Origin of the sequence: Pseudomonas sp. VI4.1, assembly GCF_002029345.1 — a bacterium.
Taxonomy (GTDB): domain Bacteria; phylum Pseudomonadota; class Gammaproteobacteria; order Pseudomonadales; family Pseudomonadaceae; genus Aquipseudomonas.
On the sequence record NZ_MULM01000174.1, the window covers coordinates 1 to 24,426 of the forward strand.

Below are 24,426 nucleotides of genomic sequence, written 5' to 3' on the forward strand. Positions count from 1 at the left end.
CATCACCGCCGTGTCTCTGCAAGACCGCAGTGACGCCATCGCCAGCAAGCCGGCTCCTACAGTGGGTGCAATTCTAGGGGTGAGCTTTGATGGCGATAAGCTGGGATTCCTGTGAATCTTTGTTACCGTTAACGCGATAATCCCTTCGTCGGGGTCACCGCCTCCGTAACTTCGTGTCACAATTTGCCATCGCCCTCGAGAGCACCCCATGGACACTTTGCAAAACATGCGCGCCTTCAGTTACGTGGCCGAGGCCGGCAGCTTCACCGCCGCCGCCGTGCAACTCGACACCACCACGGCCAACGTCTCACGCGCGGTCTCCAACCTGGAAGCCCACCTGCAAACCCGCCTGCTCAACCGCACCACCCGCCGCATCGCCCTGACCGAGGCCGGCAAGCGCTACCTGTTGCGCTGCGAGCAGATCCTGGCCTATGTCGAAGAAGCCGAAGCCGAAGCCAGCGACGCCCACGCACGCCCGGCCGGGCAACTCAAGGTGCACACCATGACCGGCATCGGCCAGCACTTCGTGATCGACGCCATCGCCCGCTACCGCAGGACCCACCCCGACGTCACCTTCGACCTGACCTTGGCCAACCGCGTACCGGACCTGCTGGACGAGGGCTACGACGTGTCCATTGTCCTGGCCAGCGAACTGCCGGATTCGGGTTTCGTCTCCCAGCGCCTGGGCATCACCTACAGCATCGTTTGCGCCTCGCCGGCCTATGTGAAAGCCAACGGCTGCGCGCATAAACCCAGCGACCTGCTCAATCACGCCTGCCTGCGCCTGGTGAGCCCGGTGATTCCCCTGGAAAAATGGGCCTTCGACGGCCCGGATGGCCAGGAAATGGTCACCATCAACAGCTCACCGTTCCTGGTGAACTCCGCCGACGCGATGACCACCGCGATCATCAGCGGCATGGGGGTTGGCGTGTTGCCGGTGTATGCGGCCATCGAAGGGCTGCGCAATGGCACGCTGGTGCGGGTGATGCCGAACTACCGCTCCCAGGAATTGAACCTGTATGCGATCTACCCGTCGCGCCAGTACCTGGATGCGAAGATCAAGACCTGGGTCGAATACTTGCGCGGTTCGCTGCCGGAGATATTGGCGGCGCATCAGGCGGAACTGACGGCGTATGAGTTGAGCGGGAGCCTGGGTGGGGTGCGGTTGGCGAATTGACCACTGACTACAGACCACCGATTACTGTAGGAGCGAGCTTGCTCGCGATGGTCGTTAACGATAACGCTGTAAACCTGACACCCGGCGCTGGCCTCACGTTTTTCGCGAGCGAGCTCGCTCCTACAAAGGGTGTGGCGTCCTAGGATGTTTCCCACATGCTCTGTCGGTTGTCGTGTGGGAAGCGAAATAGGTAGGCTTTTGCGGTCGCTGAAAAATCAGCGACCGGGTCTGGAAACCCGAGGTTCAAGAGTATAGATGCCTGACTTCATGACATACTACGGCGCTTTTTTACCCGTTAGAACTTGTTATGGCGGCTGTGCGTGGGAGACCTTCGGGTCTGCCGGGTTTTACTCTTGCCTCGGTTTTCCAGCCCGCGCATAGCTGCCACCTTTTCGCCTGGAAACGAAAGATGGCGGCTCCGTCCAGCAAGAGGAATACGTCATGAAAAAGCCGTCGCCTAATCCGCCAGATGCAGAAATCACCTCGCCCCAAAAACCACTCACCCTGAAAACCTCCATCCCGCCCCACACCCCCAGCCATCTATTCGTCGTCGCCCCCAACATCAAAACCGAAACCCTATTGGTCCACGCCAGCGAGTCCCTCGCCTCGGCCAGTGTCATGGCCAGTGACCTCGCCGGATTCCTCGAAGGGCCGCATCGCAACACCATGCTGGGCATCCAGCAGGTCATCATGCTCGGCGAACTGGCCGTGAACCAGGCCCTGGATAACGTCGATCCGCAGGATTAAAAATCCGCCTGCCCTGAGGAGCCGGCTTGCTGGCGATCGCTGCAACACGGTGTATCTGACACACCGCTTTCGCTGGCAAGCCAGCGCCTACAGGGATCGCCGGTGTACCGATGGATTGTGGTCAACGCCGAACCCTGTAGGAGCTGGCTTGCCAGCGAAGACGGCGGCACATCCAGCATTGATGTGACTGACAGGCCGCTTTCGCTGGCAAGCCAGCTCCTACAGGGGAACGCGTACATCCGAGGCATTCAGGGGCTCGCACAACCTCCGGGAAGAATGTTAGCGTGCTTGGCATTCACCCAAGCCCCGACGAGCCCTTCCCCCCATGAAAAAGACCGTCCTCGCCTTCAGCCGCGTCACCCCCGAGATGATCGAACGCCTCAAGCAAGACTTCGACGTCATCGTGCCCAATCCGAAAAACGGCGACATCAACGCCCAGTTCAACGAAGCCCTGCCCCACGCCCACGGCCTGATCGGTGTCGGTCGCAAACTCGGGCGCGCGCAGCTGGAAAACGCCGCCAGACTGGAGGTCGTCTCCAGCGTCTCGGTCGGCTACGACAACTACGACGTCGGCTACTTCAACGAACGCGGGATCATGCTCACCAACACCCCCGACGTCCTCACCGAAAGCACCGCCGACCTGGCCTTCGCCTTGCTCATGGGCAGTGCCCGTCGCGTTGCGGAACTGGACGCCTGGACCAAGGCCGGCCAATGGCAAGCCACCGTTGGCGCGCCGTTGTTTGGCTGCGATGTACACGGCAAGACCCTGGGCATCGTCGGCATGGGCAACATTGGCGCCGCCATTGCCCGTCGCGGGCGCCTGGGCTTCAACATGCCGATCATCTACAGCGGTAACAGCCGCAAGACCGAACTGGAACACGAACTTGGCGCACAGTTGCGCAGCCTGGACCAATTGCTGGCCGAAGCCGACTTCGTCTGCCTGGTGGTGCCGCTCAGCGACAAGACCCGACACCTGATCAGCCACCGCGAACTGGCGCTGATGAAACCGAGCGCCATCCTGATCAACATCTCGCGCGGTCCGGTCGTCGACGAGCCGGCGTTGATCGAAGCCTTGCAGAACAACCGTATTCGCGGCGCCGGTCTGGACGTCTATGAGAAAGAACCGCTGGCCGAATCGCCGCTGTTCCAGTTGAAAAACGCTGTCACATTGCCGCACATCGGCTCAGCGACCCATGAAACCCGCGAAGCGATGGCCAATCGGGCCTTGAGCAATCTGCGTAGCGCCCTGCTGGGTGAGCGACCGCAGGACTTGGTCAATCCACAGGTCTGGAAGGGCTGAGTGCCCCACGGCACGTCGAGCGGACGTGCCGTTGCCCTGACGGCTGCATCAATAATCGGCAACTGATAACACCCCCGCCTTTTTCGATACTGCGCTATTTAGCCTGATTCACCCTGAATGACATAACTTGCAACTCAGTCGCTCGCCGGGGTTATTCACAAACGTTATAAACTTTAAAAAACCTGGAAGCACTACCAAACGGATTTGGAGAACACCTGGATGAATCAATTCACCGCCGTCTGCGCTATCAGGCGGAGCAAAGTCGTGATTGTCTTGATGGGGGCACTCTTCGGCATAGCCACCCTGATCAATAACTTTACCGATTACACGGCATACACCGAGTATATCGGGCGAATCATCAGCATGAGCCATACCGAAGGTAACGACTCCCGACGCTACCGGGCGGTCACTTCGACCCTGTTCCACCACCGGTTTTACTGGGCGATCATCACGCTCGAGATCATCTACACGTTCAGTTGCCTGTACGGGGCTTATCAGCTGTTTCGGAATCTGAATAAGTCGCGCAACGAATTTCACGAGGCCAAGAAATTCGCCATAGTGGGTTTGACCACCGCTATTTTTGTTTACTACGTCCTGTACGTTGTCGTATTGAATGAATGGTTCGACATGGAGTATTCCGCTCAGCAAAATGCCTTTGACTGGGCACGAAGTAATATTGAATACATGTTCTTCGCGCTGGTATACCTGGTATTGGTGTATGACAAATGAACCACCCGTTCATGCCAACTTGCCCGTCACCGGTTTGATCCCGGCGCCGGGTTTGCGAAACACCAGCACATTACCCAGCATGACCAGCACCAGGCCTGCCAGCGCCGGGGCAGTCCACTGATAACCTTCGACAAAGGCCGACACGTTGAGCGCCACCACCGGGAACAACACCGTGCAATAGGCGGCCCGCTCCGGCCCCATGCGCCCGACCAGCGTCAGGTAGGCGGTAAACCCGATGACTGAACCGGGGATTACCAGATACAGCAACGAGCCGATATAACGGGCATTCCACTCCATGTCGAACGGAACGCCTTTGACCAGGCACCAGGCCGCGAGCATCGCCGCACCATAGGCCATGCCCCAGGCGTTGGTGGTCAGTGGCTTGAGGCCGGCTTTCTGCTGCAGGCTCGACAGCATGTTGCCGGCCGAAAAGCACAGGGTGCCGAGCAAGGCCAGTCCCAGCCCGAGCAAGGTTTCCGGGCTGGCGGTATGACCGGCGAGTTCGGGCCAGAACAACAGGCCGAGCCCGAGCAATCCCAGCGCTCCGCCCATCAGCACATTGCGCGCGATTTTCTGGCCGAAGAACACCAGCGCATTGAAGGCGTTCCAAAGCGTGGCGGTGGAAAACACCACCGCCACCAGGCCGCTGGGGATCCACTGGCTGGCGGTGAGGAAGCACATGAAATTGATGCAGAACAGGCACAGCCCCTGCGCCACACAGATCAGATGCCCGCGGCGGTTCATCACTTGCAGCTTGCGGCTGAGCAGCAACATCACGAACAGCATCAGCGCGGCAAGGCCGAAGCGATAGACAATCGACACGGGGATGGCCACCACGCCCAGTTGCCATTTCAGGGCAATCCAGGTGGTGCCCCAGATCAACACGGTCAGCAAGTACAACGAAAGGTTCATGGCAAAGACTCCCTGGCAGGTGCCCAGTGTCCTGCGCCAAACCTTTTCGCACTTGCATAAACTTGCGCTTTTGTCGCCCGCCGGGCTGGCAGGCCAACGTCTACGGAGTAGGATGCAAGGCGTTGGAGAGAACCGATCATGCCCGCACTGGAAAGCCTGCAAGTGTTTCAAGCCCTCAACCGCTCGCCCAATGCTCGCCTCGAGCACAGCGCCGAGCTCGGTGACGGCATGGCTGCAGCCTTGTGGAGCAACCATCACGACGCCCAGGATTACGAAGCCCCGAGCCACCACACACTGTCCTGCTACATCGCCGGTGGCACCGGCACTTTTCGCCGCGACCGGCCCGGCACCAAAGGCGGCCCGGACAAGCTATGCATCCTGCCGGCCGAACACCGGTCAGCCTGGGTGATCAACGGCGACATTCGCCTCGCCCATGTCTATTTCAGCCCCGAACAATTTGCCCTTGGCTGCGTCACGTTGCTGGACCGGGAACCGCGCGAACTTCAATTACGTGAAAGCACCTTCCTCGATGACCCGCAGCAAGCCCGACGCTTCCGGCAGTTGATCACGCTCAATTGGCAAGAGCCCGGCGAACGTCTGCTCACCAGCAGCCTGGCGCATGAAATGCTCAGTCACGTGCTGCTCGGCCAGGTCGGAATGCGCGAGGGCTTGCGGCTCAAGGGTGGGTTGGCGGCGCATCAGCGTCGGCAGTTGGTCGAGTTCATCGACAGCCAGTTGGCGGAAGCCATCAGCCTGGGGCAATTGGCGGGGCTATGCGCGCTGTCCGAATATCATTTTGCGCGGATGTTCAGGGAGAGCTTTGGCTTGCCGCCGCATCAGTATGTGCTGGCGCGACGACTGAGCCAGGCGCGGGACTTGTTGCGCACAACATCACAGCCATTGGGCGACATCGCGTTGGCGTGCGGGTTTGCCAGTGCCAGTCACTTTACCAACCGGTTTCGTCAGGCGCTGGGCGGGACGCCTGGGGAGTATCGGCAGGCGTTTTTTACGCCAGGCCGGCATCTCTGAAAATGAAGGTGAACGGGATGCCGTCTTCGCGAGCAAGCCCGCTCCCACATTTAACCGCAATCTCCTGAAAGAACTGGGTCGAATGTGGGAGCGGGCTTGCTCGCGAAGAACGATGACTCGGTCTACCGTCAGAATTCCAGGGTGCTGGACAACGTCACCTGCCGCGAATCCCCCATCGACACAAAAAACCGGCTCGCCGCCGAGGTGTAGTAAGTACGATCAAACAGGTTCTTCACATTCAGCTGAAACTTGACCTTCTGCCCTTCAACTCTGGTCTCGTAGCTGGCGAACGCATCCGCCACGGTGTAGCTCGGCAGGTCGAAATCGTTCACCGCGTTACCCGCCCGCTCCCCCACATACCGCGCACCCGCGCCTACCCGCAGCTGGTCACCGCCGACGAGGGTGCCGAAGTCGTAGACCGCCGACAGCGAGCCGCTGTTTTTGGCGACGTTCTGCAGTTGCTTGCCTTTGTAGGTCGGGTCTTCAGTGACCTCGGCATCGGTGTAGGCATAGCTGCCGATCATGCTCCAGCGGTCGCTGAGCTGACCGGTCAAATCCACTTCCAGGCCACGGGAACGCACTTCGCCGGCCGCGCTGTAGAGCGTCACCGGGCCTTCGGAGTTGGCCACCAGCACGTTGCGCTTCTTGATGTCGAACAGCGCGACGTTACCGGTCACGCGGCCAGGGATATCGAGCTTGGCCCCCACCTCCCAGGACTTGGCTTCTTCCGGGGCGATGCTGCCGTCGAGCACGGTACTGCTGCCACTCAGCGGGGCGATGGTCGAGTTGGGCTTGAACGATTCGGTGTAACTGCCGTAGAACGACAACGCATCGGTGTAGCGATAGACCAGGCCGGCGCGCGGTACCCATTTCTGCCCGTTGCTGTCGGTGTTGGCCTGGAACGGCACGCCTTTGCCGGCGTACTGGTCGTATTCCTGGAAGCGTGCGCCAGCCACCAGGATCCACTGGTCGGTGAGGTGGATCGAGTCCTGCACAAACACCGAATCGCTGCGCAGTTTATCGGTCTGCGCGCTGTCGGCCGGGCTGACGGTGGTGCCGGCGACTTCGCGGCCGTAAACCGGGTTGGTGTAGCTGAAGGTGCTCAGGCTTTTCTGGCGGATCAGGTCTTCGCGGTAGATCTTGCGGTACTCGTCGTCGATGCCGAACACCAGGTCATGCTGCATGCCCCAGACATTGACCTTGCCTTCGAGACTGGCGGTGGTGAAGCGGTCGGTGCTGATGGCGTTCTGCGTGCCATCCATGCTCCGGGTCAGCGTGCCTGCATTGGTGTCGATGGCCGTGATGCGCACCTGGCTGGCATCGTAGGTTTCGCGGTTCCAGCTGTAGCCGAAGTGGGCGTTCCAGTCGTCGTTGAGCGCGTGGTCGGCCTCGAAACGATACAGGTCCGAGCGCCCTTCCATGTTGTTGAACGGCTCATCCAGGCGACGATCACGGGGGATGTCCAGCGGATGATTGTCACGCGGATCGATGATCGTGCCACGGTCGAAGGGGGTCAGGAACTCGCGGTGTTCATAGGCGAACAACAGCGTGGTGCTGTCACCGAACCAGGCCAGGGACGGCGCCACCAGGGTCTCGCGATGGGTGCCGAAATTGCGCCAGTAGTCTTCGTCTTCATGGTCGAGGACCATGCGATACGCCAGCCCGGAATCGCCCAGGGCACCGGTGCTGTCAAGACTGCCACCACTGCCGTTTTTGCCCTCGCCATAGGTCGAGCCGCGCACGGTCACTGCGTTGTATTGCTCCAGCTCGGGCTTCTTGCTGACCATGTTCACCACACCGCCCGGGTCCTGGATGCCGTAGAGCAAGGATGCCGGGCCCTTGAGCACTTCAATGCGCTCGACGCTGGCATTGAGGCCTCGGCCCTGTATCACCGGCATGCCGTCGCGCATGATCGAGCCGTTGCGGTTGTCGCCGAAGCCGCGGGTCATCACCGAATCCTGGGTGCTGCCCAGGGTATTGCCCTGGGTGATGCCGCTGACGTTGGCCAGCGCATCGTCCAGGTTGCGCGGTGCCTGGTCGCGAATGACCTGGGCCGGGATCACGTTGACGGTCTGGGGGATTTCCTGGAGCAAGGCCGAGGAGCGCATCACCGAACTGGTGGGCGGCGGCTGGTAGCTCGTGGCTTGATCCATCACCGAGGTGATGGTGGTCGCGCCCAGGTTCAAGGTGCCTGCGCCGGGCAACGGCTCCAGGACCAGGGTATGGCCGTCGGTGCGACGGAAGGTGAACCCCGAGCCGCTGAGCAAACGCTGCAGCGCCTGCTCGGCACTCATCTGCCCGCTGACGGCCGGGGCCGTGATGCCGTAGGGCGCCTCATCGGTGTAGACCACGCTGATGCCGGTGATCCGGCTGAAATCGCTCAAGGCCTGGGGCAATGGTTTGGCGGCCAGCGCAAAGCTGAACTGGGCACGCTGCTGGTCGGTGCCAGCCTCAGCCGCCAGCGCGATGCTCAACGGCAGCAACGCCAACGCCGAAAAGCTCAAGGCAGACACTTGCAACCATTGTTTGACCAAACCCGATTTTGCCCTGGACTTCATTGCTCATGACCTGTGTAGAACCTACTGGATGCGAATGAATCGCAGTTTCAGTCACTACACGGATGGGGATCGGGTTTACCTCACAAGAAAGTTGAAAATATTTTTATCGGGAGTGATGTGGTGTTTGACAGGCCGCCTTCGCTGGCAAGCCAGCTCCTACATTTGGAATGCATTCACCTGGCGACGGCGACACGGCGACACGGCGTCATGACGCGCGGTGGCGCGTCGCAGCTTGTAATGCAATCCCCTGTAGGAGCTGGCTTGCCAGCGAAGGCGCCCTATGCCTCACCGCAATATAATCAAATGCCCCAAAACGCTGTGCTGCTCAAACCCCAACACCCCCTGCAACGAACTCAACACCGCCTGCGGATCCTTGCTCGGAAAACTGCCACTGACCCGCCGTGCCGCCAGCTCATCGTTAAGCAACAGGATCCGCCCCGGGTAATACCGCCCCAGGTCCTGCACCACCTCGGCCAGTGTCGCCTTGTAGTAGTTGAGCCAACCCTGACGCCAGGCCAACTGTGCTTCGCTGTCGACGCTGTGGAGTTTTTCCGCCAAGCCATCGCCATAAGCCACTTGCTGGCCGGCCGTGAGAATCTGTTGCCCGGCCTGTGCGTCCGCCGTGACGCCAACCCGCCCGGACAATACCGTGACCTGCGCGCCGCGGGGCTGCAGACGGACTTCGAACTGCGTGCCCAGCACCCGCGCCTGACCCATTTCAGCGTCCACCACAAACGGCTCGCCAGTGTGCGTCACGTTGAAAAAGCCGGCACCGCGACGCAACTGCACATGCCGCTCGCCGCGACTGAAATCCACGGCAATCGCGCTGTCGGCATCCAGGGTGACCTGCGACTGATCCGCCAGGGTGACGGTGCGGATTTCCCCCGGCGCCGACACGTAGTCCGCCCCCAGATCATCCACCCAGCGCGCCGGCTGCCAGCCGGCGCCGAGGCTGATCATCAGCACCAGGCACGCCGCCATTGCCAACGCCCCGGCCCAACGCCGCACGCCGGGCCGGCGCGAGCGGTTCATGGCGTTGAGGTAACCCTGCAGAGCCAGGTCTTCTTCGTCGGCCAAGGTGCGCGCCGGTGCTTCGGTCAATTCCCACACCACTTGTGCCTGGGCATACGCCTCGGCGTGGGCGGGGTCCGCCTGTAACCAATGGCTGAAGGTGGCCTGATCGGCGCTGCTCGGCTGGTCATGCAACAGACTCAGCCAGGCCAATGCCGCCTGCTCCTGAGCCGGCGTCGGGGTGACGCGTTCAATGGTATTCACGGTGCTTTCCCTGGCGTGCGCGGTTGGGGTTCGCGAAGGCTGGCCTTGCAGGCTTCGAGGGCGCGCATCATATGTTTTTCCACGGCGCTTTGGGACAGCCCCATGGCCTTGGCGATTTCGGCATATTTGCGCCCGTGGATGCGGTTGAGCAAAAAGATCTGCCGCGTACGCTCGGGCAAGGCGCGCAACGCGGCTTCGACGTGGCGCAAATCGTTGCCCGCCTCGAGTGCCGCTTGCGGTTCACTGCCGTGACTGTCCGGCGCATCCGGCATCCAGCCTTCGTTGACCCGCACCCGCGTGCCTTCACTGCGCAAATGGTCGATGGCGATATTGCCGGCGCAGCGCAACAGGTAGGTGCTGAGTTCTTCGACCTGCACCAGCGGCCGGCGCCAGAAACGCAGGAACAAATCCTGCACCAGGTCCGCCGCGGTCGCTCGACAACCGACGCGCCGACTCACCAGCGCTTCCATTTGCGAACGCTGGGAAAGAAACACCTGGAGGAAATGCGCACGGGCGCCCCGATGCTCCTCATCGCGGGGTTCCGGGGGGCGGGGGATCATCCGGTCAGCACTGCGCAAACGCGGCAACGGGGCTGGCGAGCAGGCTCACCCCGGCCAATGCCAACGCCAGGCGCGGGCGATACGGCAGCAACAGCACCAGCAACAACGCACTGAGCATCAACACCGCAAACCATTGCACCAGCCCCACTCCCCAACCCGCCGCCGACACCGCCGCCCACAAGGACAAGGCCAACAGCAGCCAGCCACCGATGCGCATGCCTTGACGGCGCCGGGCCGAGGGCTTGCGGCCCAGCAGTTCCCCATGATGCCGATCCATCGACAAACAGAGCGCGGTGAACCCGCCATAGCAAAGCAAAAAGCCCAGCAACATCAGGGCGCCCCTCGCTCAAGGGCGATCGATTGCCACGCGGGGTTCGGGTAACGCTTCGAGCGTGCGCCGAACGCTGCATTTTCCACGCCGCCCAGGCGAGAAACACACCGCTGCCCAGGCACGTCAGATCAAAGCCGGCCATGGCCCAGTCACCCTGCGCCAAGGTGGCACCCAGGTGATAGGGCGTGGTCATGGCGTTCAACAGCGGCACCGCGCAAAACAGCAACGCGGCCAGCGCCAATTGATCGACCCACGCCGCACGACCACGGCGGAGCATGGCATGCAGCACGCTCAAGCCCCAGACGCTGAAGAAACTGCTCACCTCCCAGTCCGCGCGGCCGGCCATGTCGTCCGGCAGCAGGCGATTGGCCCAGAAGTACGCCGCCACCGCGACCATCAACCCCGACATGCTGGCGATGTTCAGCACGTGCACCAGCCGCAGCTCGAACGGCATCACCGCGCTTTTCGCATGTTTGAGCTGACGCTTGCCAAGCCAGATCACCAGCCCGGTGCCGATCATCGCCGTGCCTGCCAGCCCGCAAATGAAGTACAGCCAGCGCAAGACCGGGCCCGCGAAATGGCCCATGTGCAAACCGTAGAAGGCCCCGGAAATCGCCATGGGCAAAGGCTGTTGCGCTGTTGTGCCGAGCAATTGGCCGGTGACGCCATTAAAGGTCACTGCACTGCCGAAGTCGTGGACCACCTGGTCGCTGCCATCACGGAAAAGCACCACCGAGGCGTTCACATCGCCCGGGTTGTTGACCGCCAGCCGCCCCACTCCACCGCCCGACCATAATTCCCGGGCCTGTTCCAGCAGCGGTGCCATCGGCGCCAACTGACTCGGTTGGCCGGCGGGCTCAGGCGTAGTGGAAGCCGGAAACACCTCATCGTAAAACACCCGGACATCGCCCTTGTACGAGGCCAGGATGCTCGCCGGCATCACCATCGACATGAAAATCACCAGGCTGCTGTAGGTGATCATCAGGTGGAACGGCAACACCAGCACGCCCACGGCGTTGTGCCCGTCGAGCCAGGAACGCTGGCCTTTGCGCGGGCGGAAGGTGAAGAAGTCCTTGAAAATTTTCTTGTGGATGATGATCCCGCTGATCAACGCGACAAACATCACCATGGCCGCGATGGTCGACAACCAGCGGCCCCACGGATACGGCATCTGCAGCTGGAAATGGAAGCGATAGAAGAAGTCGCCGCCCCGGGTTTCCCGGCCCTGCACTTCGGCGCCGGTTTGTGGGTCGAGCAGTTTCTCGGTGAATTGACCCCGCTCGCCACGCTTGGCCGGGGCTTGCTGCCACCGCACCGAAAGACCGGGCTCCCGCGCATCGGGCAGATCGATGAGCCAGCGCGAAGCCCCGGCTGCGTGCTGTTGCAGATAGTCCTGGGCCAGGCTCAGGCTGGCCTCGGAGGTAGCGGACCGGGCGGGAATTTCCGGCTGCATCCAGTGACTGATCTCGTCCTTGAAATAGGCCAGGGTGCCGGTCAGGAAAATGGCGAACAGCAGCCAGCCGAAGATCAGCCCGGCCCAGGTGTGCAGCCAGGCCATGGCCTGGCGAAAACCCTCTTTCATCAGTGGCCCACCCAGTACGCCAGGCCCGACAGTACCGCCAGCACCAGGCTCGACACGATCAGCCCCCACCAGGCCTGCCATGCGCTGCGACAGGCAAAACACCACAGCACCGCGACGAGGTAGGCCAGAAACGAGGTCATCATCCCGGTCACCACGGCTTCGGCGCGGGCCATGGGCAACCACAGGCTCAGGCTGACACTGGCCAGCGCCGCCACGAGGTAACCGCCCAACACGGCAGCCAGCACCCGCGAGGTGACCGCCAGCCGATAGGAAACGGGGAGACTTTTGCCTTTCATGTTTCGACCTTGAAACGAGGGAGGGGTCGCGTGAAGTCACGGGACCAGCAAGGTCGCAATATTAATGATAAATATTCGCATACGCAAAACGATCCGATGAGATCGTCACTGCCAATCAGGGATCCATGCGTTTTGAGACACGTCACGATCATGCATGGCGCACAAACGCGAACGGGCCTGCATCAGCAGGCCCGTTCTATGTGGGACGGTAAAAAGTGAATCAGGCTTTAGCCGTTTTGCGCAGCCTGTTCATTCTCGAGAAACTCATCTTCCAGCAGCGCATCGGCAGCAGGTCGCTCGAATGGCACTACAGCGGCACGTGGTTTGCCCCGCAGTTTGCCAAACAGGTGTTCCAGCGCGTGTTCGAGTTTTTCGGCCGCCCCGTCGATCGCCAGTTCCAGGGAGTCGGCTTTATGGGTTACAGAAATCGGTTGGTGGCCTTTTGGCCGCGCTTCCAGCTGGCAGCGCATGTCATGCGGTCCGGGCTTGTCGCCGTTTTCGTCCCGCAGATGAACCTCGACACGGGTCAGGTCCTCTTCATAACGTTCGAGCGTGCTCTCAATGGTAGTACGTACCCACTCCTCCAGTCGGATGCTGCTTTGAATATGGTTATCGCTGTTGACTTGGATTTGCATAGTTCATCCCTTATTTCAGCTAGCTCGCGAGAGGCGCATCGGCTGGCCCTTGGGCGTCATCACCGTGACCTCTTACTTACACAATCGGTGTGCGCGCGAAACAATTCAACCCCTGGATAAAGATAAATATGGATTTGCAAAAAAAGTCGGACAACCGGTAAAAGCGCTGTTAAGGTCGGGAGTTGGGTCGCCTCGCTCCGAGGTCCCGAACGGCTCACATCTGCCCCTCTCCCAGCGGGTGCAGGCTACGAAAGATCCCCGCCTCTTCCACCAGCCAGTCATGCACCGCACGCACGCCCGGATGACTCAGCGCGCCCGGCGCATAGAGCAGCACGTACCGCTTGTGATTGGGCACCGCCAGGCCAAACGGCACGATCAGCGTCCCGCGCTCCAGCTCATCGTTGAGCAGCGTTCGCCGCGCAATCGCTACGCCCATGCCGGCAATCGCCGCCTCGATGGTCAAGTGATTGCGATTGAAGGTATGCCCGCGCCGGACGTCCGCGCCTTCAAACCCGATGGCATTGAGATAGAACTCCCATTCCGCGTACTCATAACTGCCGCGCCAGGCGGTGATGTCGTGCAACAACGGGAAGTGCACCAGGTTCGCCGGACCATGCAGCGGCGGACGGCCACGCAACAGGCTCGGGGCACACACCGGAAAGATTTGCTCGTCGAGCAGCGTGGTGGATAACAAGCCGGGATAACTGCCGTCGTTCAGATCGATGGCCAGATCGAAGTCGCCCTCGTGCAAGGGCACGCTGCTGTCCTCGGCCACCAGGCGCAATTGGATATCCGGGAAACGCTGCTGCAAACGCGGCAGCCGCGGGGTCAGCCACTTGCTCAGGAAGGAAGGAATCGAGCGCAGCCGCAAAATCCCGCTGATCATGCCCGCGTCCAGTCGTCGTAATTCTGCATCGATGCTGCCGTAAGCCTCGTTGACCGTGATGGCCAGTCGCTGGCCTTCCGCGCTCAATTCCACCCCGCGCGCACGCCGATGGAACAGGCGAAAGCCCAGCCGTTCCTCCAGCTGCCGGATCTGCTGACTGACCGCACCCGGCGTGATGTGCAGTTCTTCGGCGCATCGGGTGAACGACAGGTGCCGCGCGGCACAGGAAAACACGTGCAGCCAGACGTAGGTCTGGGCGTGCAATTGACGACTCATCGTTTAGTCCTGCTAAAGGCTGTCTTAGAAAGTTTCGTTGGTCACGTAGGACCAAGGGAGGCAGTATCGCCGAGATTGCGCTTGTCCTACAAAAATGGCAGCGATTTCTCTTCCATTGCTTGTATAGGCTTTAGCATGGCTATCAGTGTTTTCGATCTTTTCAAAGTGGGTATCGGCCCGTCCAGTTCCCATACCGTCGGCCCGATGCGCGCCGCCGCGACCTTCGCCCAGGCCCTGATTGACCAGCACCTGCTGGACGACGTACGGCGGGTGGAAATCCGCCTCTACGGCTCCCTGTCGGCGACCGGCGTCGGTCACGCCACCGACCGCGCCTGTGTCATGGGCCTGATGGGCGAATGGCCGGACAGCATCGATCCCGCGTCCATTGATAGCCGAATCCAGGCCCTGCGCGAAACCGGCGAGCTGAACCTGGCGGGCAAAACCACCATCGCCTTCAACTGGCAGCACGACCTCCTGCTGCTGGACGAGAGCCTGCCCTACCACCCCAACGCCATGTCCCTGAGCGCCTTCGGCGACACCGGTGAGTTGTGGGAGCAAACCTATTACTCGATCGGTGGCGGTTTCATTATCGAAGCGGCCGAAGCCGAGTCCGGCATTGCGCCAGCCAGCGACGTCGTGCTGCCCTACGATTTCTCCAGCGCCGCCGAACTGCTCAAGCTCTGCAACCAACATGGGATGCGGGTTTCCGAGTTGATGATGGCCAATGAACTGGCCTGGCGCAGCGAAAGCGAAATCCGCCAGGGCCTGCTGCACATCTGGTCGGTGATGCGCGAGTGCGTCGAGCAAGGCATGGTGCATGAAGGCATCTTGCCCGGCGGGCTGAACGTTCCGCGTCGCGCGGCGAAATTGCACCGCAGCCTGCTGGAAATCGGCAAGCCGAATGTCATCACCTCGACCCTGTCGGCCATGGAGTGGGTCAACCTGTTCGCCCTCGCCGTGAACGAAGAAAACGCGGCCGGCGGACGCATGGTCACGGCTCCGACCAACGGCGCGGCCGGGATCATCCCGGCGGTGCTGCACTACTACATGAAATTCAATCCGGATGCGTCGGACGACGACGTGGTCGCGTTCTTTCTGGGTGCTGCCGCCGTCGGCATCCTCTGCAAGAAAAACGCTTCGATTTCCGGCGCCGAAGTCGGCTGCCAGGGCGAAGTCGGTTCGGCCTGCGCAATGGCCGCCGCCGGTCTGGCAGACGTGCTCGGCGCCACCCCGGAACAACTGGAAAACGCCGCCGAAATCGGCCTGGAACACAACCTCGGCCTGACATGCGATCCGGTCGGCGGCCTGGTCCAGGTGCCCTGCATCGAGCGCAACGCAATTGCCGCGGTGAAGGCGATCAACGCCACGCAAATGGCCCTGCGCGGTGACGGCAAGCACTTCATTTCCCTGGACCGGGTGATCCGCACCATGCGCGATACCGGCGCCGACATGCATGACAAATACAAAGAGACTTCACGGGGCGGCCTGGCGGTGAGCTGGGTGGAGTGCTGAGGCGCATTCCCTGACCGTCCGCAACACGTGAGCCCGAGCAAGAACAATAACGAGGCCTGATCGATGACCGATGTACGTACACCTGCTGCCGATAATCCCGCGGCAGACCTGACACGCAATACCGAAATATCCCACAAGGGCTGGAGCAAACACGACACCACCTGGATGCTCGGCCTTTACGGCACGGCGATTGGCGCCGGTACGCTGTTCCTGCCGATCAACGCCGGCGTCGGTGGTTTCTGGCCCTTGCTGATCCTGGCCGTCCTGGCGTTTCCGATGACCTTTTTCGCCCACCGCGGCCTGACCCGTTTCGTGTTGTCCGGTCGCTCCGGGGACATCACCGACGTGGTGGAAGAGCACTTCGGCATCGGTGCCGGCAAGCTGATCACCTTGCTGTATTTCTTCGCGATCTTCCCGATTCTGCTGGTGTACAGCGTGGCGCTGACCAACACCCTCAGCAGTTTCATGGAGCATCAGTTGCACATCGCCCCGCCACCGCGGGCGATTCTGTCGCTGGGGTTGATCCTCGGCCTGATGGCCATCGTTCGTTGCGGCCAGGGCGTCATCGTCAAATGCATGAGCGTGCTGGTTTACCCCTTCGTCGCGGCGTTGCTGCTGCTCGGCCTGAGCCTGATCCCGAACTGGAACGGCGCCTTCTTCGCCACCGCCAGTGAAGGCATGCCGCTGCCGATGTTCTTCCAGACGCTGTGGCTGGCGATCCCGGTGATGGTGTTCTCGTTCAACCATTCGCCGATCATCTCTGCCTTCGCCGTCGATCAGAAACAACGCTATGGCGAACAGGCCGAGCGCAAGAGCAGCGGCATCCTGGCCATCGCCCACGGGATGATGGTCGTTACCGTGATGTTCTTCTGCTTCAGCTGCGTGCTGGCGCTGTCCCCGGCCGACCTGGCCGCGGCGAAGGCACAGAACATCTCGATCCTGTCGTACCTGGCCAACCACTTCCAGACCCCGGTCATTGCTTATGCGGCGCCGCTGATTGCGCTGGTGGCGATCACCAAATCCTTCCTCGGCCATTACATCGGCGCCAGCGAAGGCTTTCAGGGCCTGATCGTGAAAAGCCTGCGCGGCCGCGGCCGGGTGATGTCGGCGAGCTGGCTGAACCGCGCGACGGCGCTGTTCATGATCCTCAGCTGCTGGGCCGTGGCGACCTTCAACCCGAGCATCCTGGGCATGATCGAAACCCTCGGCGGCCCGATCATCGCGTGCCTGTTGTTCCTGATGCCGATGTACGCCATCCGCCGCGTACCAGCATTGCGCCAGTACTCGGGCCAGGCCTCGAACGTGTTCGTGGTGCTGATCGGTTTGATTGCACTGTCTGCGATCATTTATTCATTCATGCCCTGAAACGGGCAGCCCCCCCTGTAGGAGCTGCTTGCAGCGAAGGCGGTGTATCAATCGACACATGTTTTAACTGACACATCCGCTTTCGCTGGCAAGCCAGCTCCTACAGATATCGGCCAACAGTCCTCCTGCCGTAATCAACGCTCGACGATCCTCCCGGCATGCCCCTTGCTTTGCGTATGTAGGAGCCGCCGCAGGCTCCTGCAAAAGCGATGATGGCGATATGGCTATGGGATGCCGATGGTCTGGTGTTGCGAACCAATCCGATCTCGTCCGGTCAACAACTGCACGTTCAATCAGGCGGTGACGCATCATGGACAACCCTTTTCAGCTCATTACCGATGCCTTCGCACCGGATTACCAGATCAACCTGAGCATTCAGGGGCTGGACGGCAGCATCATGCTGACCCTGTCCAACAGCGGCCACGTGGTCGCCAAACGGATGATCAGCACCGAACAACGCAATGACCCCAAACGCCTTAAACGCCTGGTGGAAAGCATTCAGTTCGGCATCGCCATCGAACAGGGCCACAGCGCCGTGGCCATCCTCGAAGCCATGACCGACGGCGACAATCGCAACCTGCCGCCACCCCAGGTCAAAAGCCACAGCCGGCCGGCCGTGGGGCTTTAAATCTCGCCCTTCTCCACTTCGGGATGTTCACCGGAACCCGCACCGATCTTGCGCTGCGGTTGTTCGATCTTCACCGAAGGGAATTGGGACGAGGCATAACGCACCACCAGAATCGAAAACGCCAGCAGCAAAATCCCGCCGCACAGGTAGATGATCCCTATATCCGGCGGATTGTGGTGCGAGACGTTGGAGATCAGCAGCCGCGTCAGCGCGGTGATCGCCACATAGATCAGAAAGCGCACCGGCATGTGGTTGGTCTTGAAGTAAATCCCGACCATCGCCCCCAGTTCCAGGTAGATGAACAGCAGCAAGATGTCATCGATCTTGATGTGCCCTTCCTCGAGCATCCCCAGAAACTCCATCACCGCCGCCCACGCGGTCACCGCACCGATGGCGAACAGCGCCAGGTAGTGGAAGGTTTCGACGAACAGGTTGCCCAGGGACTCGGCCAGTTGGTGCACGTTCTGCCGCAGCTTCTCGGCCCAGTTTATTTTCACGATGATTCTTCCTTAGCTCGGTTCGAGCGGATGATGCGGGTTGGACGTGACGGTTGTTCTGCATGCAGAAAAAAGGCCAGAGGCCTTGGGTGAGATGATGGCTGCGGGAAATGAGGCACTACATTGAAAAGCCACTACCCAAAGCGAGCGGATTCGCTTATCCTTTCGCTGTATATAGATACAGTAGTCGATACAGACAACTTAATGTGAAGGCATGTGAGGTGGTGAATGGCCGTCGAAGTGGTATACCGCAGCAGCCGAGATCTGGAGCGCTTGTTCATGGATAAAGCCGAAGCTGACCGTCATGACAAAATGCTCGAACTGGCTGAGTTGCTGGCCGAAGTGTTGCAAAAAGCCGTTCCGTCCCTGACTGAACAGCAAGTGGAAGAAGCCGGGATCTACATGGCAAAAAATCGCGACGTATTCGCCAAGGCGTTCAAGAGCCAGCCGGACGCCTTGTCCGAACTGCTGAACGCGCCTGCTGAAGTCGTTGAGCCCGTTGCAGTGGCTGCACCTGTTAAAGCGGCTGCATCGGTTGCAGCGGCACCGGACGAAGCAGCACCGGTAGAGGCGCCGAGCGCTGCGCCGACCAAGCCAGCCAAAGCGGCCAAGACGCCGAAGTAAGCAACGCCCGAATTGAATAGGCCCTGAATGGAATGATTCAGGGCCTTTTTCATGTCCATAAAATCAAAGATCGCAGCCTCGCTCCGCGAGACAGCTCCTACATTGTGACGCGTAATCCTGTAGGAGCTGTCGAGTGCAACGAGGCTGCGATCTTTTGATTTGCTTCAGCGGTACAACACTCTCTCCGCCAACTCGTCCGCCACCCGCGCCGGGGAGCGTTTTTCCGCCTGGGCATGGGCGAAGACTTCGGTCAGGCGCGAGCTGATTTTCGACAGGTGTGCGGTGATGGTCGGCAGCGCTTCGCCGCGGTGCTTGAGCGAGACGTAGATCAGCCCGCCGGCATTGATCACATAGTCCGGCGCATACAGGATGCCCCGCCGCTCCAGTTGATCGGCAACGTCCAGGTGGATCAATTGGTTGTTGGCGGACCCGGCCACCGCCGCGCAGCGCAGTTGAGTCACACTGTTGCTGTTGAGCACGCCGCCCAGGCCGCAGGGCGCGAGGATGTCGCAGGGTGTACTGAGCAACGCATCGTTGGCGATCGGGTGAGCGCCCAGCTGCTCCATCGCCAATTGCACCTTGCCGTGATCGATGTCGCTGACCAGCAGTTCGGCACCGGCGGCATGCAGCTGTTCGGCAAGGGCGAAACCGACATTGCCCAGCCCTTGAATTGCCACGCGCAGGCCTTCGAGGTTATCGCTGCCCAGGCGGGCCATGGCGGTGGCACGTATGCCGGTGAACACGCCCATGGCCGCGTGGGGTGCAGGGTCGCCCGCCGATGTGGTGCTGGTGACATGCTGGGTCTGTTGGGCGATGCAATCCATGTCCGCTACCGAGGTGCCGCTGTCGATGGCCGTGATGTAGCGGCCGTCGAGCTGATTGATGCAGCGCCCGAAGGCCTCGAACAACGCGGCGCGGCTTTCCACATGCACCGGTCGCATGATCACCGCCACGCCGCCGCCCTGAGCCAGGCCAGCGAGCGCCGCCTTGTAACTCATGCCTTGCGCCAGTCGAACAGCATCCTCGACCGCGGACTCGTCGTCAGGATAGGCCAGGTAGCGACAGCCTCCCAGGGCAGGTCCGAGACGACTGTTATGAATGGCAATCACCGCCTTCAACCCGGTGACCGGGTCGACGCTCAAATGCAGCGATTCAAGGCGAGTGCTTTGCATGAGAGCGAACATTGCAGGGCTCCCGAATGACTACTCGTAGTCGCCAGTATAGGCTTGCGCTAAAAAATTGCAGAAGCGCGCCGGAATAAGCGCAGCCGCCAAGCAGGCTTTCGGAAATAACCTGGAATGGCTGGCGCGGGGTACTGGACGAATGTCGCAGACGAGGCTAAAACGAGGCATACCCCGGAGATTTTGATGACGCCGCGCCAATGTTTCTTCGCCTGTCTGCAACGTTCACCGCCCGCGCTGTTCGACGCGGCGCTGTGGATCGCGGCCGAACACGACAAAGAGGTGAATCCGGAGGCGGTCCTGAAAGACTTCAAGGACCTGCAGCAGCGGGTCAGTTATGGTTTGCCGATGTTGCCGGTCAGCGAATTGGCCCAGCCGCTGTTGCGGCGCATGAATGACCTGGGCTTTGCCCAGGACGATTTCACGCCCTTGCGCCCGCACGTGGCCCTGGTCAACAAGGTGCTGGAACGCCGGCGCGGGCAGCCGCTGGCCTTGGGGTTGATTGCGATGGAGCTGGCCAGGCGGCTGGAAATCCCTATGGTCGGGGTCAACTTTCCCGGGCATTTCCTGCTGCGCGTACCGGGTGCCGATCACCTGCTCGACCCCTGCGGTGGCCGTCGCCTGTACCCCAACGATTGCCGGGAACTGCTGCTGCGCCAGTATGGCCCGAACATGAAACTCAGCGCCGAGCACTTGCTGACCGCCGAGCCGGTACAAATGCTGCAACGGCTGTCACGCAACCTGCGCCAGTTGCACCTCTCCAACGATGACTACATCGGTGCCCTGATCGATGCCGAACGGGTGTTGGAATTGGGCAATGCCAGCGCCGCCGATTACCTGGCCCGGGCCAGCCTGTACCAACGGCTGGACTGCCCGAACGCCGAGCGCTTCGACCTTGAGCATGCGTTGCTGCTCAGCGACGACCCGATCCAGCGGATACGCCTGACGGACCGGCTGGAACACCTTCCGCCCAACTCGATCGTGCATTGATCGCAGATCCCTTGTAGGAGCGAGGCTTCAGGGGGTGTCGGGCTGGTTCGCCGGATGCGCCTTGATGAATGCCGGGTGTACCGCGGCGAGTGCCGCCACTCGGCGAATCCGCGGATACGCCTCGAGCGAAATGTTGAAGCGTTCGGCGGCGTAGAGCTGCGGGATCAGGTAGGTATCCGCCAGCCCGGGCTGCGGACCGAAGCAATAACCTTCATCGCCGATCAACTGCTCCACCGTCGCCAGCCCCTGGCTGATCCAGTGGCCGATCCATTCCACCACCTGGGGTTCATCGTGGCCCAGCTGCCGCAGCCAGTTGAGCACGCTGACGTTGTGCAGCGGGTGCACATCGCAACCGATCAGTGACGCGACGCCGCGTTCGCGGGCGCGTGCAGTCAGGTCCCTGGACAGCAGCGGCGCCTGTGGATAACGCTCTTCCAGGTACTCGATGATTGCCGGCGACTGGATCAACAGGTCACCGTCATCCGTGCGCAAGGCCGGCACCCGGCCCTGCGGGTTGATGCCCAGGTATGGCGGTTGCCGGTGCTCTCCACCCGGCGGCGCGATCAGGTTGATCGGCAGCGCCTGATAGTCCAGGCCCTTGAGGGCCAACGCGATCCGCACCCGATAGGACGACGTCGAACGGTAGTAGGTATAGAGTTCCATGAACCGATCCTCTCAACGTGCCGGCAGCACTGTGCCGCGGCATTCGCCGAAACCGATGGAGGCAAAACCCTCGCGGCTGCAACGGGCGCGCAGGATGATTTCGTCGCCGTCCTCAAGAAATTTACGCACCTCGCCCGACGCCAGTTCGATCGGCTTTTTACCGCCCTCGGTGATTTCCAGCAGGCTGCCGAACTGACCGTTTTCCGGTCCCGACAAGGTGCCCGAGCCGAACAGGTCGCCGGCCTGCAGCTGGCAGCCGTTGACACTGTGGTGGGCGACCAGTTGCGCCGCGGTCCAGTACATGTGCCGGGTGTTGCTCAGGGTCAGGCGATGGGCCGGCAGGTTCTGCTCGCGCATGGCTTCGGTGAGCAGCAGCACTTCCAGTTCGATGTCGAAGGCGCCCGCGGCCTGATCACGCTTGTCGAACAGGTACGGCAGCGGCTGCGGATCGCCTTCGGGACGGGCCGGTTGCGCGCGGCGGAACGGCTCCAGCGCTTCGGCGGTCACCACCCACGGCGAAATGCTGGTGATGAAGCTTTTCGACAGGAACGGCCCCAGTGGCTGGTATTCCCAGGCCTGGATGTCCCGCGCCGACCAGTCGTTGCAGCAGGCAGAAACCGGCGATGTGATCGGCGCGTCGCCGATGGCGATCGAGTCGCCCATCTCGTTGCCCTGGCCGATCCAGATGCCCAGTTCCAACTCGTAATCCAGGCGTGCGCAGGGGCCGAAGGTCGGCTCGGTCTGGCCGGCCGGCAGGGTCTGGCCTTTCGGCCGGCGCACGTCGGTGCCGGACGGGCGAATGGTCGAGGCGCGGCCGTGGTAGCCGATCGGCACGTACTTGTAGTTCGGCAGCAGCGGGTTGTCCGGGCGGAACAGTTTGCCGACGTTTTGCGCGTGCTCGATGCCGACATAGAAGTCGGTGTAGTCATTGATTTTCGCCGGCAGGTGCAGCTCGCAATTCGCCGCCAGCGGCAGCAGTTTCGCGCCTTGGGCTTCGATCTTGCCGTGCAGGGTGCTGCCTTCGGTGAACAGTTCCAGCAGGCGCTCGCGCAGGGCGACACGCGCGTCGCGGCCCAGTTCGAAGAACGCATTCAACTGACCGCCACGGGTGGCTTCGACTGCAGTCTTTGCCGCGCCGTCGAACAGACCGGCATCGAGTGCCGCTTCCAGGTCGAATATATGCTCGCCGATGGCCACCCCACTGCGGGGTGCCGAGCCCTTCACGCTGAACACGCCCAATGGCAGGTTCTGCAGCGGGAAATCAGCATGGCCGTTGGCGGAGGCAACCCAGCTACGAGTGATGGATGTCTGAGTCATGGGTTATCTCCGGGTCGGGTCGAAAGTGGCGGGCAGCGTGGCCCAGCAGGCGTCGTAGGTGGTTTGCAATTGCGCGCAGTCCAGGGCGAAACGGCTCGGGCGCAGCACCTGGCAGGTCTCGAACATGAAGGCCATGGTGTTGTCGATTTTGCTCGGTGCCAGTTCGGCGTTGATCGCCCGGGTGCAGGTTTCGCCGTCCGGGCCGTGGGCGCTCATGCAGCTGTGCAACGACGCGCCGCCCGGCAGGAAGCCCTCAGCCTTGGCGTCGTATTCGCCCTGGATCAGGCCCATGAATTCGTTCATCAGGTTGCGGTGGAACCATGGTGGACGGAAGGTGTTCTCGGCCACCATCCAGCGTGGCGGGAAGATCACGAAGTCGAGGTTCGCCAGGCCGTGCACGCTGGTGGGCGAGGTCAGGACGGTGAAGATCGAGGGGTCCGGGTGATCGAAACTGACCGTGCCGATGGTGTTGAAGCGGCGCAGGTCATATTTGTACGGCACGTTATTACCGTGCCAGGCCACCACGTTCAGCGGCGAATGATCGAGCTCGCAGCCCCACAGCTCGCCAAGGAATTTCTGCACCAGGGTGGTCGGTTGCTTCAGGTTTTCGTACTGGGCGACCGGGGTCAGGAAGTCCCGTGCATTGGCCAGGCCGTTGCTGCCGATCGGCCCCAGGTCCGGCAGGCGCAGCGGGGCGCCGTGGTTCTCGGCGATGTAGCCGCGGGCTTGCGGATCGAGCAGTTCGACGCGGAATTTCAGGCCGCGCGGCAGTACCGCGATTTCCAGCGGCTCAAGATCCAGTACGCCCAGTTCAGTGGCGATGCGCAGACGGCCCAGTTGCGGTACCAGCAGCAGCTCGCCGTCGGCGTTGAAAAACACCCGCTCCATGGAGCGGTTGGCGCGGTAGCTGTAGACGCTGATCCCGGCCGGCTTTTCCGCGCCCGAGTTGGCCGCCATGCTCACCAGCCCGTCGATGAAATCGGTGGGCTCGCTCGGGATCTCCAACGGATTCCAGCGCAGGCGGTTGGGGGTCACTTCACCCAAGGGGCCGCCGGCCAGTTGCCGGTCCAGTTTGACGAACGCCGGGTGGTTGGCCGACGGCTGAATGCGGTACATCCAGGTGCGCCGCGCTTCGCTGCGGGCCATGGTGAACGCGGTGCCGGAGAACAATTCGGTGTAGAGGCCATAGGGGGCTTTTTGCGGGGAGTTCTGGCCGACAGGCAACGCGCCGGGCAACGCCTCGCTGCTGAATTCGTTACCGAAGCCTGACTGATAAGCCAGCGCGGGCGCCGTTGGATCGAGGTTCATGGAGCCTCCTGAACAGGGAATAGGCAGTGGCCTTTCGCTCGGTTGGAG

Annotated in this window: 22 protein-coding genes and 2 pseudogenes; 10 read left to right on the forward strand and 14 right to left on the reverse strand. The window is 61.6% G+C overall.

What is annotated here, in order from left to right; all coding sequences use genetic code 11:
• The first annotated feature begins 208 nt into the window (after positions 1 to 208).
• The 4 genes from BZ163_RS24345 to BZ163_RS24360 all read left to right on the forward strand — a co-directional run bounded on the left by BZ163_RS24345 (position 209) and on the right by BZ163_RS24360 (position 3,953).
• The gene (locus BZ163_RS24345; RefSeq protein ID WP_128872940.1) at positions 209 to 1,177 is read left to right on the forward strand and encodes a LysR family transcriptional regulator; all 969 of its coding nucleotides are present in this window, start codon (positions 209 to 211) and stop codon (positions 1,175 to 1,177) included.
• A gap of 441 nt (positions 1,178 to 1,618) precedes the next feature.
• Entirely contained in the window at positions 1,619 to 1,924 is a 306-nt protein-coding gene (locus tag BZ163_RS24350) for a DUF6124 family protein (RefSeq protein ID WP_128872941.1), read from the forward strand.
• A gap of 325 nt (positions 1,925 to 2,249) precedes the next feature.
• Positions 2,250 to 3,224 (forward strand): D-glycerate dehydrogenase, encoded by a 975-nt coding sequence (locus BZ163_RS24355; RefSeq protein WP_128872942.1) that lies wholly within the window; start codon positions 2,250 to 2,252, stop codon positions 3,222 to 3,224.
• Positions 3,225 to 3,443: 219 nt separating this feature from the next.
• A complete protein-coding gene (locus tag BZ163_RS24360; RefSeq protein ID WP_128872943.1) occupies positions 3,444 to 3,953 on the forward strand; it encodes a DUF2165 family protein in 510 nt (169 codons plus the stop codon).
• A gap of 9 nt (positions 3,954 to 3,962) precedes the next feature.
• Here the strand turns inward: BZ163_RS24360 and BZ163_RS24365 are convergent, their stop codons facing one another.
• Positions 3,963 to 4,865, reverse strand: coding sequence for a DMT family transporter (locus tag BZ163_RS24365; RefSeq protein ID WP_128872944.1), 903 nt, complete (start codon positions 4,863 to 4,865; stop codon positions 3,963 to 3,965).
• A gap of 138 nt (positions 4,866 to 5,003) precedes the next feature.
• Between BZ163_RS24365 and BZ163_RS24370 the strand changes: the two genes are divergently transcribed.
• Entirely contained in the window at positions 5,004 to 5,894 is an 891-nt protein-coding gene (locus BZ163_RS24370; RefSeq protein ID WP_128872945.1) for an AraC family transcriptional regulator, read from the forward strand.
• Between the two features lie 128 nt (positions 5,895 to 6,022).
• Here the strand turns inward: BZ163_RS24370 and BZ163_RS24375 are convergent, their stop codons facing one another.
• The 8 genes and pseudogenes from BZ163_RS24375 to BZ163_RS24410 form a co-directional block, all read right to left on the reverse strand.
• Positions 6,023 to 8,452, reverse strand: coding sequence for a TonB-dependent receptor (locus tag BZ163_RS24375; RefSeq protein ID WP_128872946.1), 2,430 nt, complete (start codon positions 8,450 to 8,452; stop codon positions 6,023 to 6,025).
• 285 nt (positions 8,453 to 8,737) lie between these two features.
• Positions 8,738 to 9,727 carry a FecR family protein gene (locus BZ163_RS24380; protein ID WP_128872947.1) on the reverse strand — a complete coding sequence of 330 codons (990 nt, stop codon included), beginning with the start codon at positions 9,725 to 9,727 and terminating at the stop codon, positions 8,738 to 8,740.
• Complete coding sequence (locus tag BZ163_RS24385; RefSeq protein ID WP_128872948.1) at positions 9,724 to 10,287, reverse strand: RNA polymerase sigma factor; 564 nt, start codon at positions 10,285 to 10,287, stop codon at positions 9,724 to 9,726. The genes BZ163_RS24380 and BZ163_RS24385 overlap by 4 nt, the downstream gene beginning before the upstream one ends.
• A gap of 4 nt (positions 10,288 to 10,291) precedes the next feature.
• A complete protein-coding gene (locus BZ163_RS24390) occupies positions 10,292 to 10,618 on the reverse strand; it encodes a DUF3325 domain-containing protein (protein ID WP_128873043.1) in 327 nt (108 codons plus the stop codon).
• A 43-nt stretch (positions 10,619 to 10,661) separates the two neighbouring features.
• Positions 10,662 to 12,200, reverse strand: a pseudogene (locus BZ163_RS24395) (PepSY-associated TM helix domain-containing protein); the annotation flags it as partial.
• Entirely contained in the window at positions 12,200 to 12,496 is a 297-nt protein-coding gene (locus BZ163_RS24400; RefSeq protein ID WP_128872949.1) for a DUF3649 domain-containing protein, read from the reverse strand. The pseudogene BZ163_RS24395 and the gene BZ163_RS24400, both read right to left, overlap by 1 nt.
• 227 nt (positions 12,497 to 12,723) lie before the next feature.
• The gene (locus BZ163_RS24405) at positions 12,724 to 13,131 is read right to left on the reverse strand and encodes an HPF/RaiA family ribosome-associated protein (RefSeq protein WP_128872950.1); all 408 of its coding nucleotides are present in this window, start codon (positions 13,129 to 13,131) and stop codon (positions 12,724 to 12,726) included.
• 214 nt (positions 13,132 to 13,345) lie between these two features.
• Complete coding sequence (locus BZ163_RS24410; protein WP_128872951.1) at positions 13,346 to 14,293, reverse strand: LysR substrate-binding domain-containing protein; 948 nt, start codon at positions 14,291 to 14,293, stop codon at positions 13,346 to 13,348.
• A gap of 135 nt (positions 14,294 to 14,428) precedes the next feature.
• Here BZ163_RS24410 and BZ163_RS24415 point away from each other — a divergent pair, with 135 nt between their 5' ends.
• The 3 genes from BZ163_RS24415 (at position 14,429) to BZ163_RS24425 (ending at position 17,798) form a co-directional block, all read left to right on the forward strand.
• The gene (locus BZ163_RS24415) at positions 14,429 to 15,805 is read left to right on the forward strand and encodes an L-serine ammonia-lyase (RefSeq protein ID WP_128872952.1); all 1,377 of its coding nucleotides are present in this window, start codon (positions 14,429 to 14,431) and stop codon (positions 15,803 to 15,805) included.
• Between the two features lie 63 nt (positions 15,806 to 15,868).
• Positions 15,869 to 17,170 carry a serine/threonine transporter gene (locus tag BZ163_RS24420; RefSeq protein WP_128872953.1) on the forward strand — a complete coding sequence of 434 codons (1,302 nt, stop codon included), beginning with the start codon at positions 15,869 to 15,871 and terminating at the stop codon, positions 17,168 to 17,170.
• Between the two features lie 310 nt (positions 17,171 to 17,480).
• Complete coding sequence (locus BZ163_RS24425; protein WP_128872954.1) at positions 17,481 to 17,798, forward strand: DUF3509 domain-containing protein; 318 nt, start codon at positions 17,481 to 17,483, stop codon at positions 17,796 to 17,798.
• Here BZ163_RS24425 and BZ163_RS24430 read toward each other — a convergent pair.
• Complete coding sequence (locus tag BZ163_RS24430) at positions 17,795 to 18,295, reverse strand: phosphate-starvation-inducible protein PsiE (RefSeq protein WP_128872955.1); 501 nt, start codon at positions 18,293 to 18,295, stop codon at positions 17,795 to 17,797. The genes BZ163_RS24425 and BZ163_RS24430 overlap by 4 nt on opposite strands.
• Before the next feature lie 228 nt (positions 18,296 to 18,523).
• Between BZ163_RS24430 and BZ163_RS35925 the strand changes: the two are divergent.
• Positions 18,524 to 18,778: pseudogene (locus BZ163_RS35925) on the forward strand (YebG family protein); the annotation flags it as partial.
• 305 nt (positions 18,779 to 19,083) lie between these two features.
• Here the strand turns inward: BZ163_RS35925 and BZ163_RS24440 are convergent.
• Positions 19,084 to 20,103, reverse strand: a complete 1,020-nt coding sequence (locus BZ163_RS24440; protein ID WP_128872957.1) for a Glu/Leu/Phe/Val dehydrogenase dimerization domain-containing protein — start codon at positions 20,101 to 20,103, stop codon at positions 19,084 to 19,086.
• A gap of 183 nt (positions 20,104 to 20,286) precedes the next feature.
• Between BZ163_RS24440 and BZ163_RS24445 the strand changes: the two genes are divergently transcribed.
• Positions 20,287 to 21,090 (forward strand): SirB1 family protein, encoded by an 804-nt coding sequence (locus BZ163_RS24445; RefSeq protein WP_128872958.1) that lies wholly within the window; start codon positions 20,287 to 20,289, stop codon positions 21,088 to 21,090.
• Between the two features lie 27 nt (positions 21,091 to 21,117).
• Here the strand turns inward: BZ163_RS24445 and maiA are convergent, their stop codons facing one another.
• The 3 genes from maiA to hmgA are packed head-to-tail and all read right to left on the reverse strand — an operon-like array spanning position 21,118 to position 24,378.
• A complete protein-coding gene (gene maiA, locus BZ163_RS24450) occupies positions 21,118 to 21,753 on the reverse strand; it encodes a maleylacetoacetate isomerase (RefSeq protein WP_128872959.1) in 636 nt (211 codons plus the stop codon).
• 12 nt (positions 21,754 to 21,765) lie between these two features.
• A complete protein-coding gene (fahA, locus tag BZ163_RS24455; RefSeq protein WP_256579108.1) occupies positions 21,766 to 23,070 on the reverse strand; it encodes a fumarylacetoacetase in 1,305 nt (434 codons plus the stop codon).
• A 3-nt stretch (positions 23,071 to 23,073) separates the two neighbouring features.
• Complete coding sequence (gene hmgA, locus BZ163_RS24460) at positions 23,074 to 24,378, reverse strand: homogentisate 1,2-dioxygenase (protein ID WP_128872960.1); 1,305 nt, start codon at positions 24,376 to 24,378, stop codon at positions 23,074 to 23,076.
• Positions 24,379 to 24,426 lie beyond the last annotated feature (48 nt).

What these genes read in the sequence shown, in the direction of transcription:
- BZ163_RS24345 (WP_128872940.1), top strand. Translation starts at nt 209, where the DNA reads ATGGACACTTTGCAAAACATGCGCGCCTTCAGTTACGTGGCCGAGGCC.
- BZ163_RS24350 (WP_128872941.1), top strand. Translation starts at nt 1,619, where the DNA reads ATGAAAAAGCCGTCGCCTAATCCGCCAGATGCAGAAATCACCTCGCCC.
- BZ163_RS24355 (WP_128872942.1), top strand. Translation starts at nt 2,250, where the DNA reads ATGAAAAAGACCGTCCTCGCCTTCAGCCGCGTCACCCCCGAGATGATC.
- BZ163_RS24360 (WP_128872943.1), top strand. Translation starts at nt 3,444, where the DNA reads ATGAATCAATTCACCGCCGTCTGCGCTATCAGGCGGAGCAAAGTCGTG.
- BZ163_RS24365 (WP_128872944.1), bottom strand. Translation starts at nt 4,865, where the DNA reads ATGAACCTTTCGTTGTACTTGCTGACCGTGTTGATCTGGGGCACCACC.
- BZ163_RS24370 (WP_128872945.1), top strand. Translation starts at nt 5,004, where the DNA reads ATGCCCGCACTGGAAAGCCTGCAAGTGTTTCAAGCCCTCAACCGCTCG.
- BZ163_RS24375 (WP_128872946.1), bottom strand. Translation starts at nt 8,452, where the DNA reads ATGAAGTCCAGGGCAAAATCGGGTTTGGTCAAACAATGGTTGCAAGTG.
- BZ163_RS24385 (WP_128872948.1), bottom strand. Translation starts at nt 10,287, where the DNA reads ATGATCCCCCGCCCCCCGGAACCCCGCGATGAGGAGCATCGGGGCGCC.
- BZ163_RS24390 (WP_128873043.1), bottom strand. Translation starts at nt 10,618, where the DNA reads ATGTTGCTGGGCTTTTTGCTTTGCTATGGCGGGTTCACCGCGCTCTGT.
- BZ163_RS24400 (WP_128872949.1), bottom strand. Translation starts at nt 12,496, where the DNA reads ATGAAAGGCAAAAGTCTCCCCGTTTCCTATCGGCTGGCGGTCACCTCG.
- BZ163_RS24405 (WP_128872950.1), bottom strand. Translation starts at nt 13,131, where the DNA reads ATGCAAATCCAAGTCAACAGCGATAACCATATTCAAAGCAGCATCCGA.
- BZ163_RS24410 (WP_128872951.1), bottom strand. Translation starts at nt 14,293, where the DNA reads ATGAGTCGTCAATTGCACGCCCAGACCTACGTCTGGCTGCACGTGTTT.
- BZ163_RS24415 (WP_128872952.1), top strand. Translation starts at nt 14,429, where the DNA reads ATGGCTATCAGTGTTTTCGATCTTTTCAAAGTGGGTATCGGCCCGTCC.
- BZ163_RS24420 (WP_128872953.1), top strand. Translation starts at nt 15,869, where the DNA reads ATGACCGATGTACGTACACCTGCTGCCGATAATCCCGCGGCAGACCTG.
- BZ163_RS24425 (WP_128872954.1), top strand. Translation starts at nt 17,481, where the DNA reads ATGGACAACCCTTTTCAGCTCATTACCGATGCCTTCGCACCGGATTAC.
- BZ163_RS24440 (WP_128872957.1), bottom strand. Translation starts at nt 20,103, where the DNA reads ATGTTCGCTCTCATGCAAAGCACTCGCCTTGAATCGCTGCATTTGAGC.
- BZ163_RS24445 (WP_128872958.1), top strand. Translation starts at nt 20,287, where the DNA reads ATGACGCCGCGCCAATGTTTCTTCGCCTGTCTGCAACGTTCACCGCCC.
- maiA (WP_128872959.1), bottom strand. Translation starts at nt 21,753, where the DNA reads ATGGAACTCTATACCTACTACCGTTCGACGTCGTCCTATCGGGTGCGG.
- fahA (WP_256579108.1), bottom strand. Translation starts at nt 23,070, where the DNA reads ATGACTCAGACATCCATCACTCGTAGCTGGGTTGCCTCCGCCAACGGC.
- hmgA (WP_128872960.1), bottom strand. Translation starts at nt 24,378, where the DNA reads ATGAACCTCGATCCAACGGCGCCCGCGCTGGCTTATCAGTCAGGCTTC.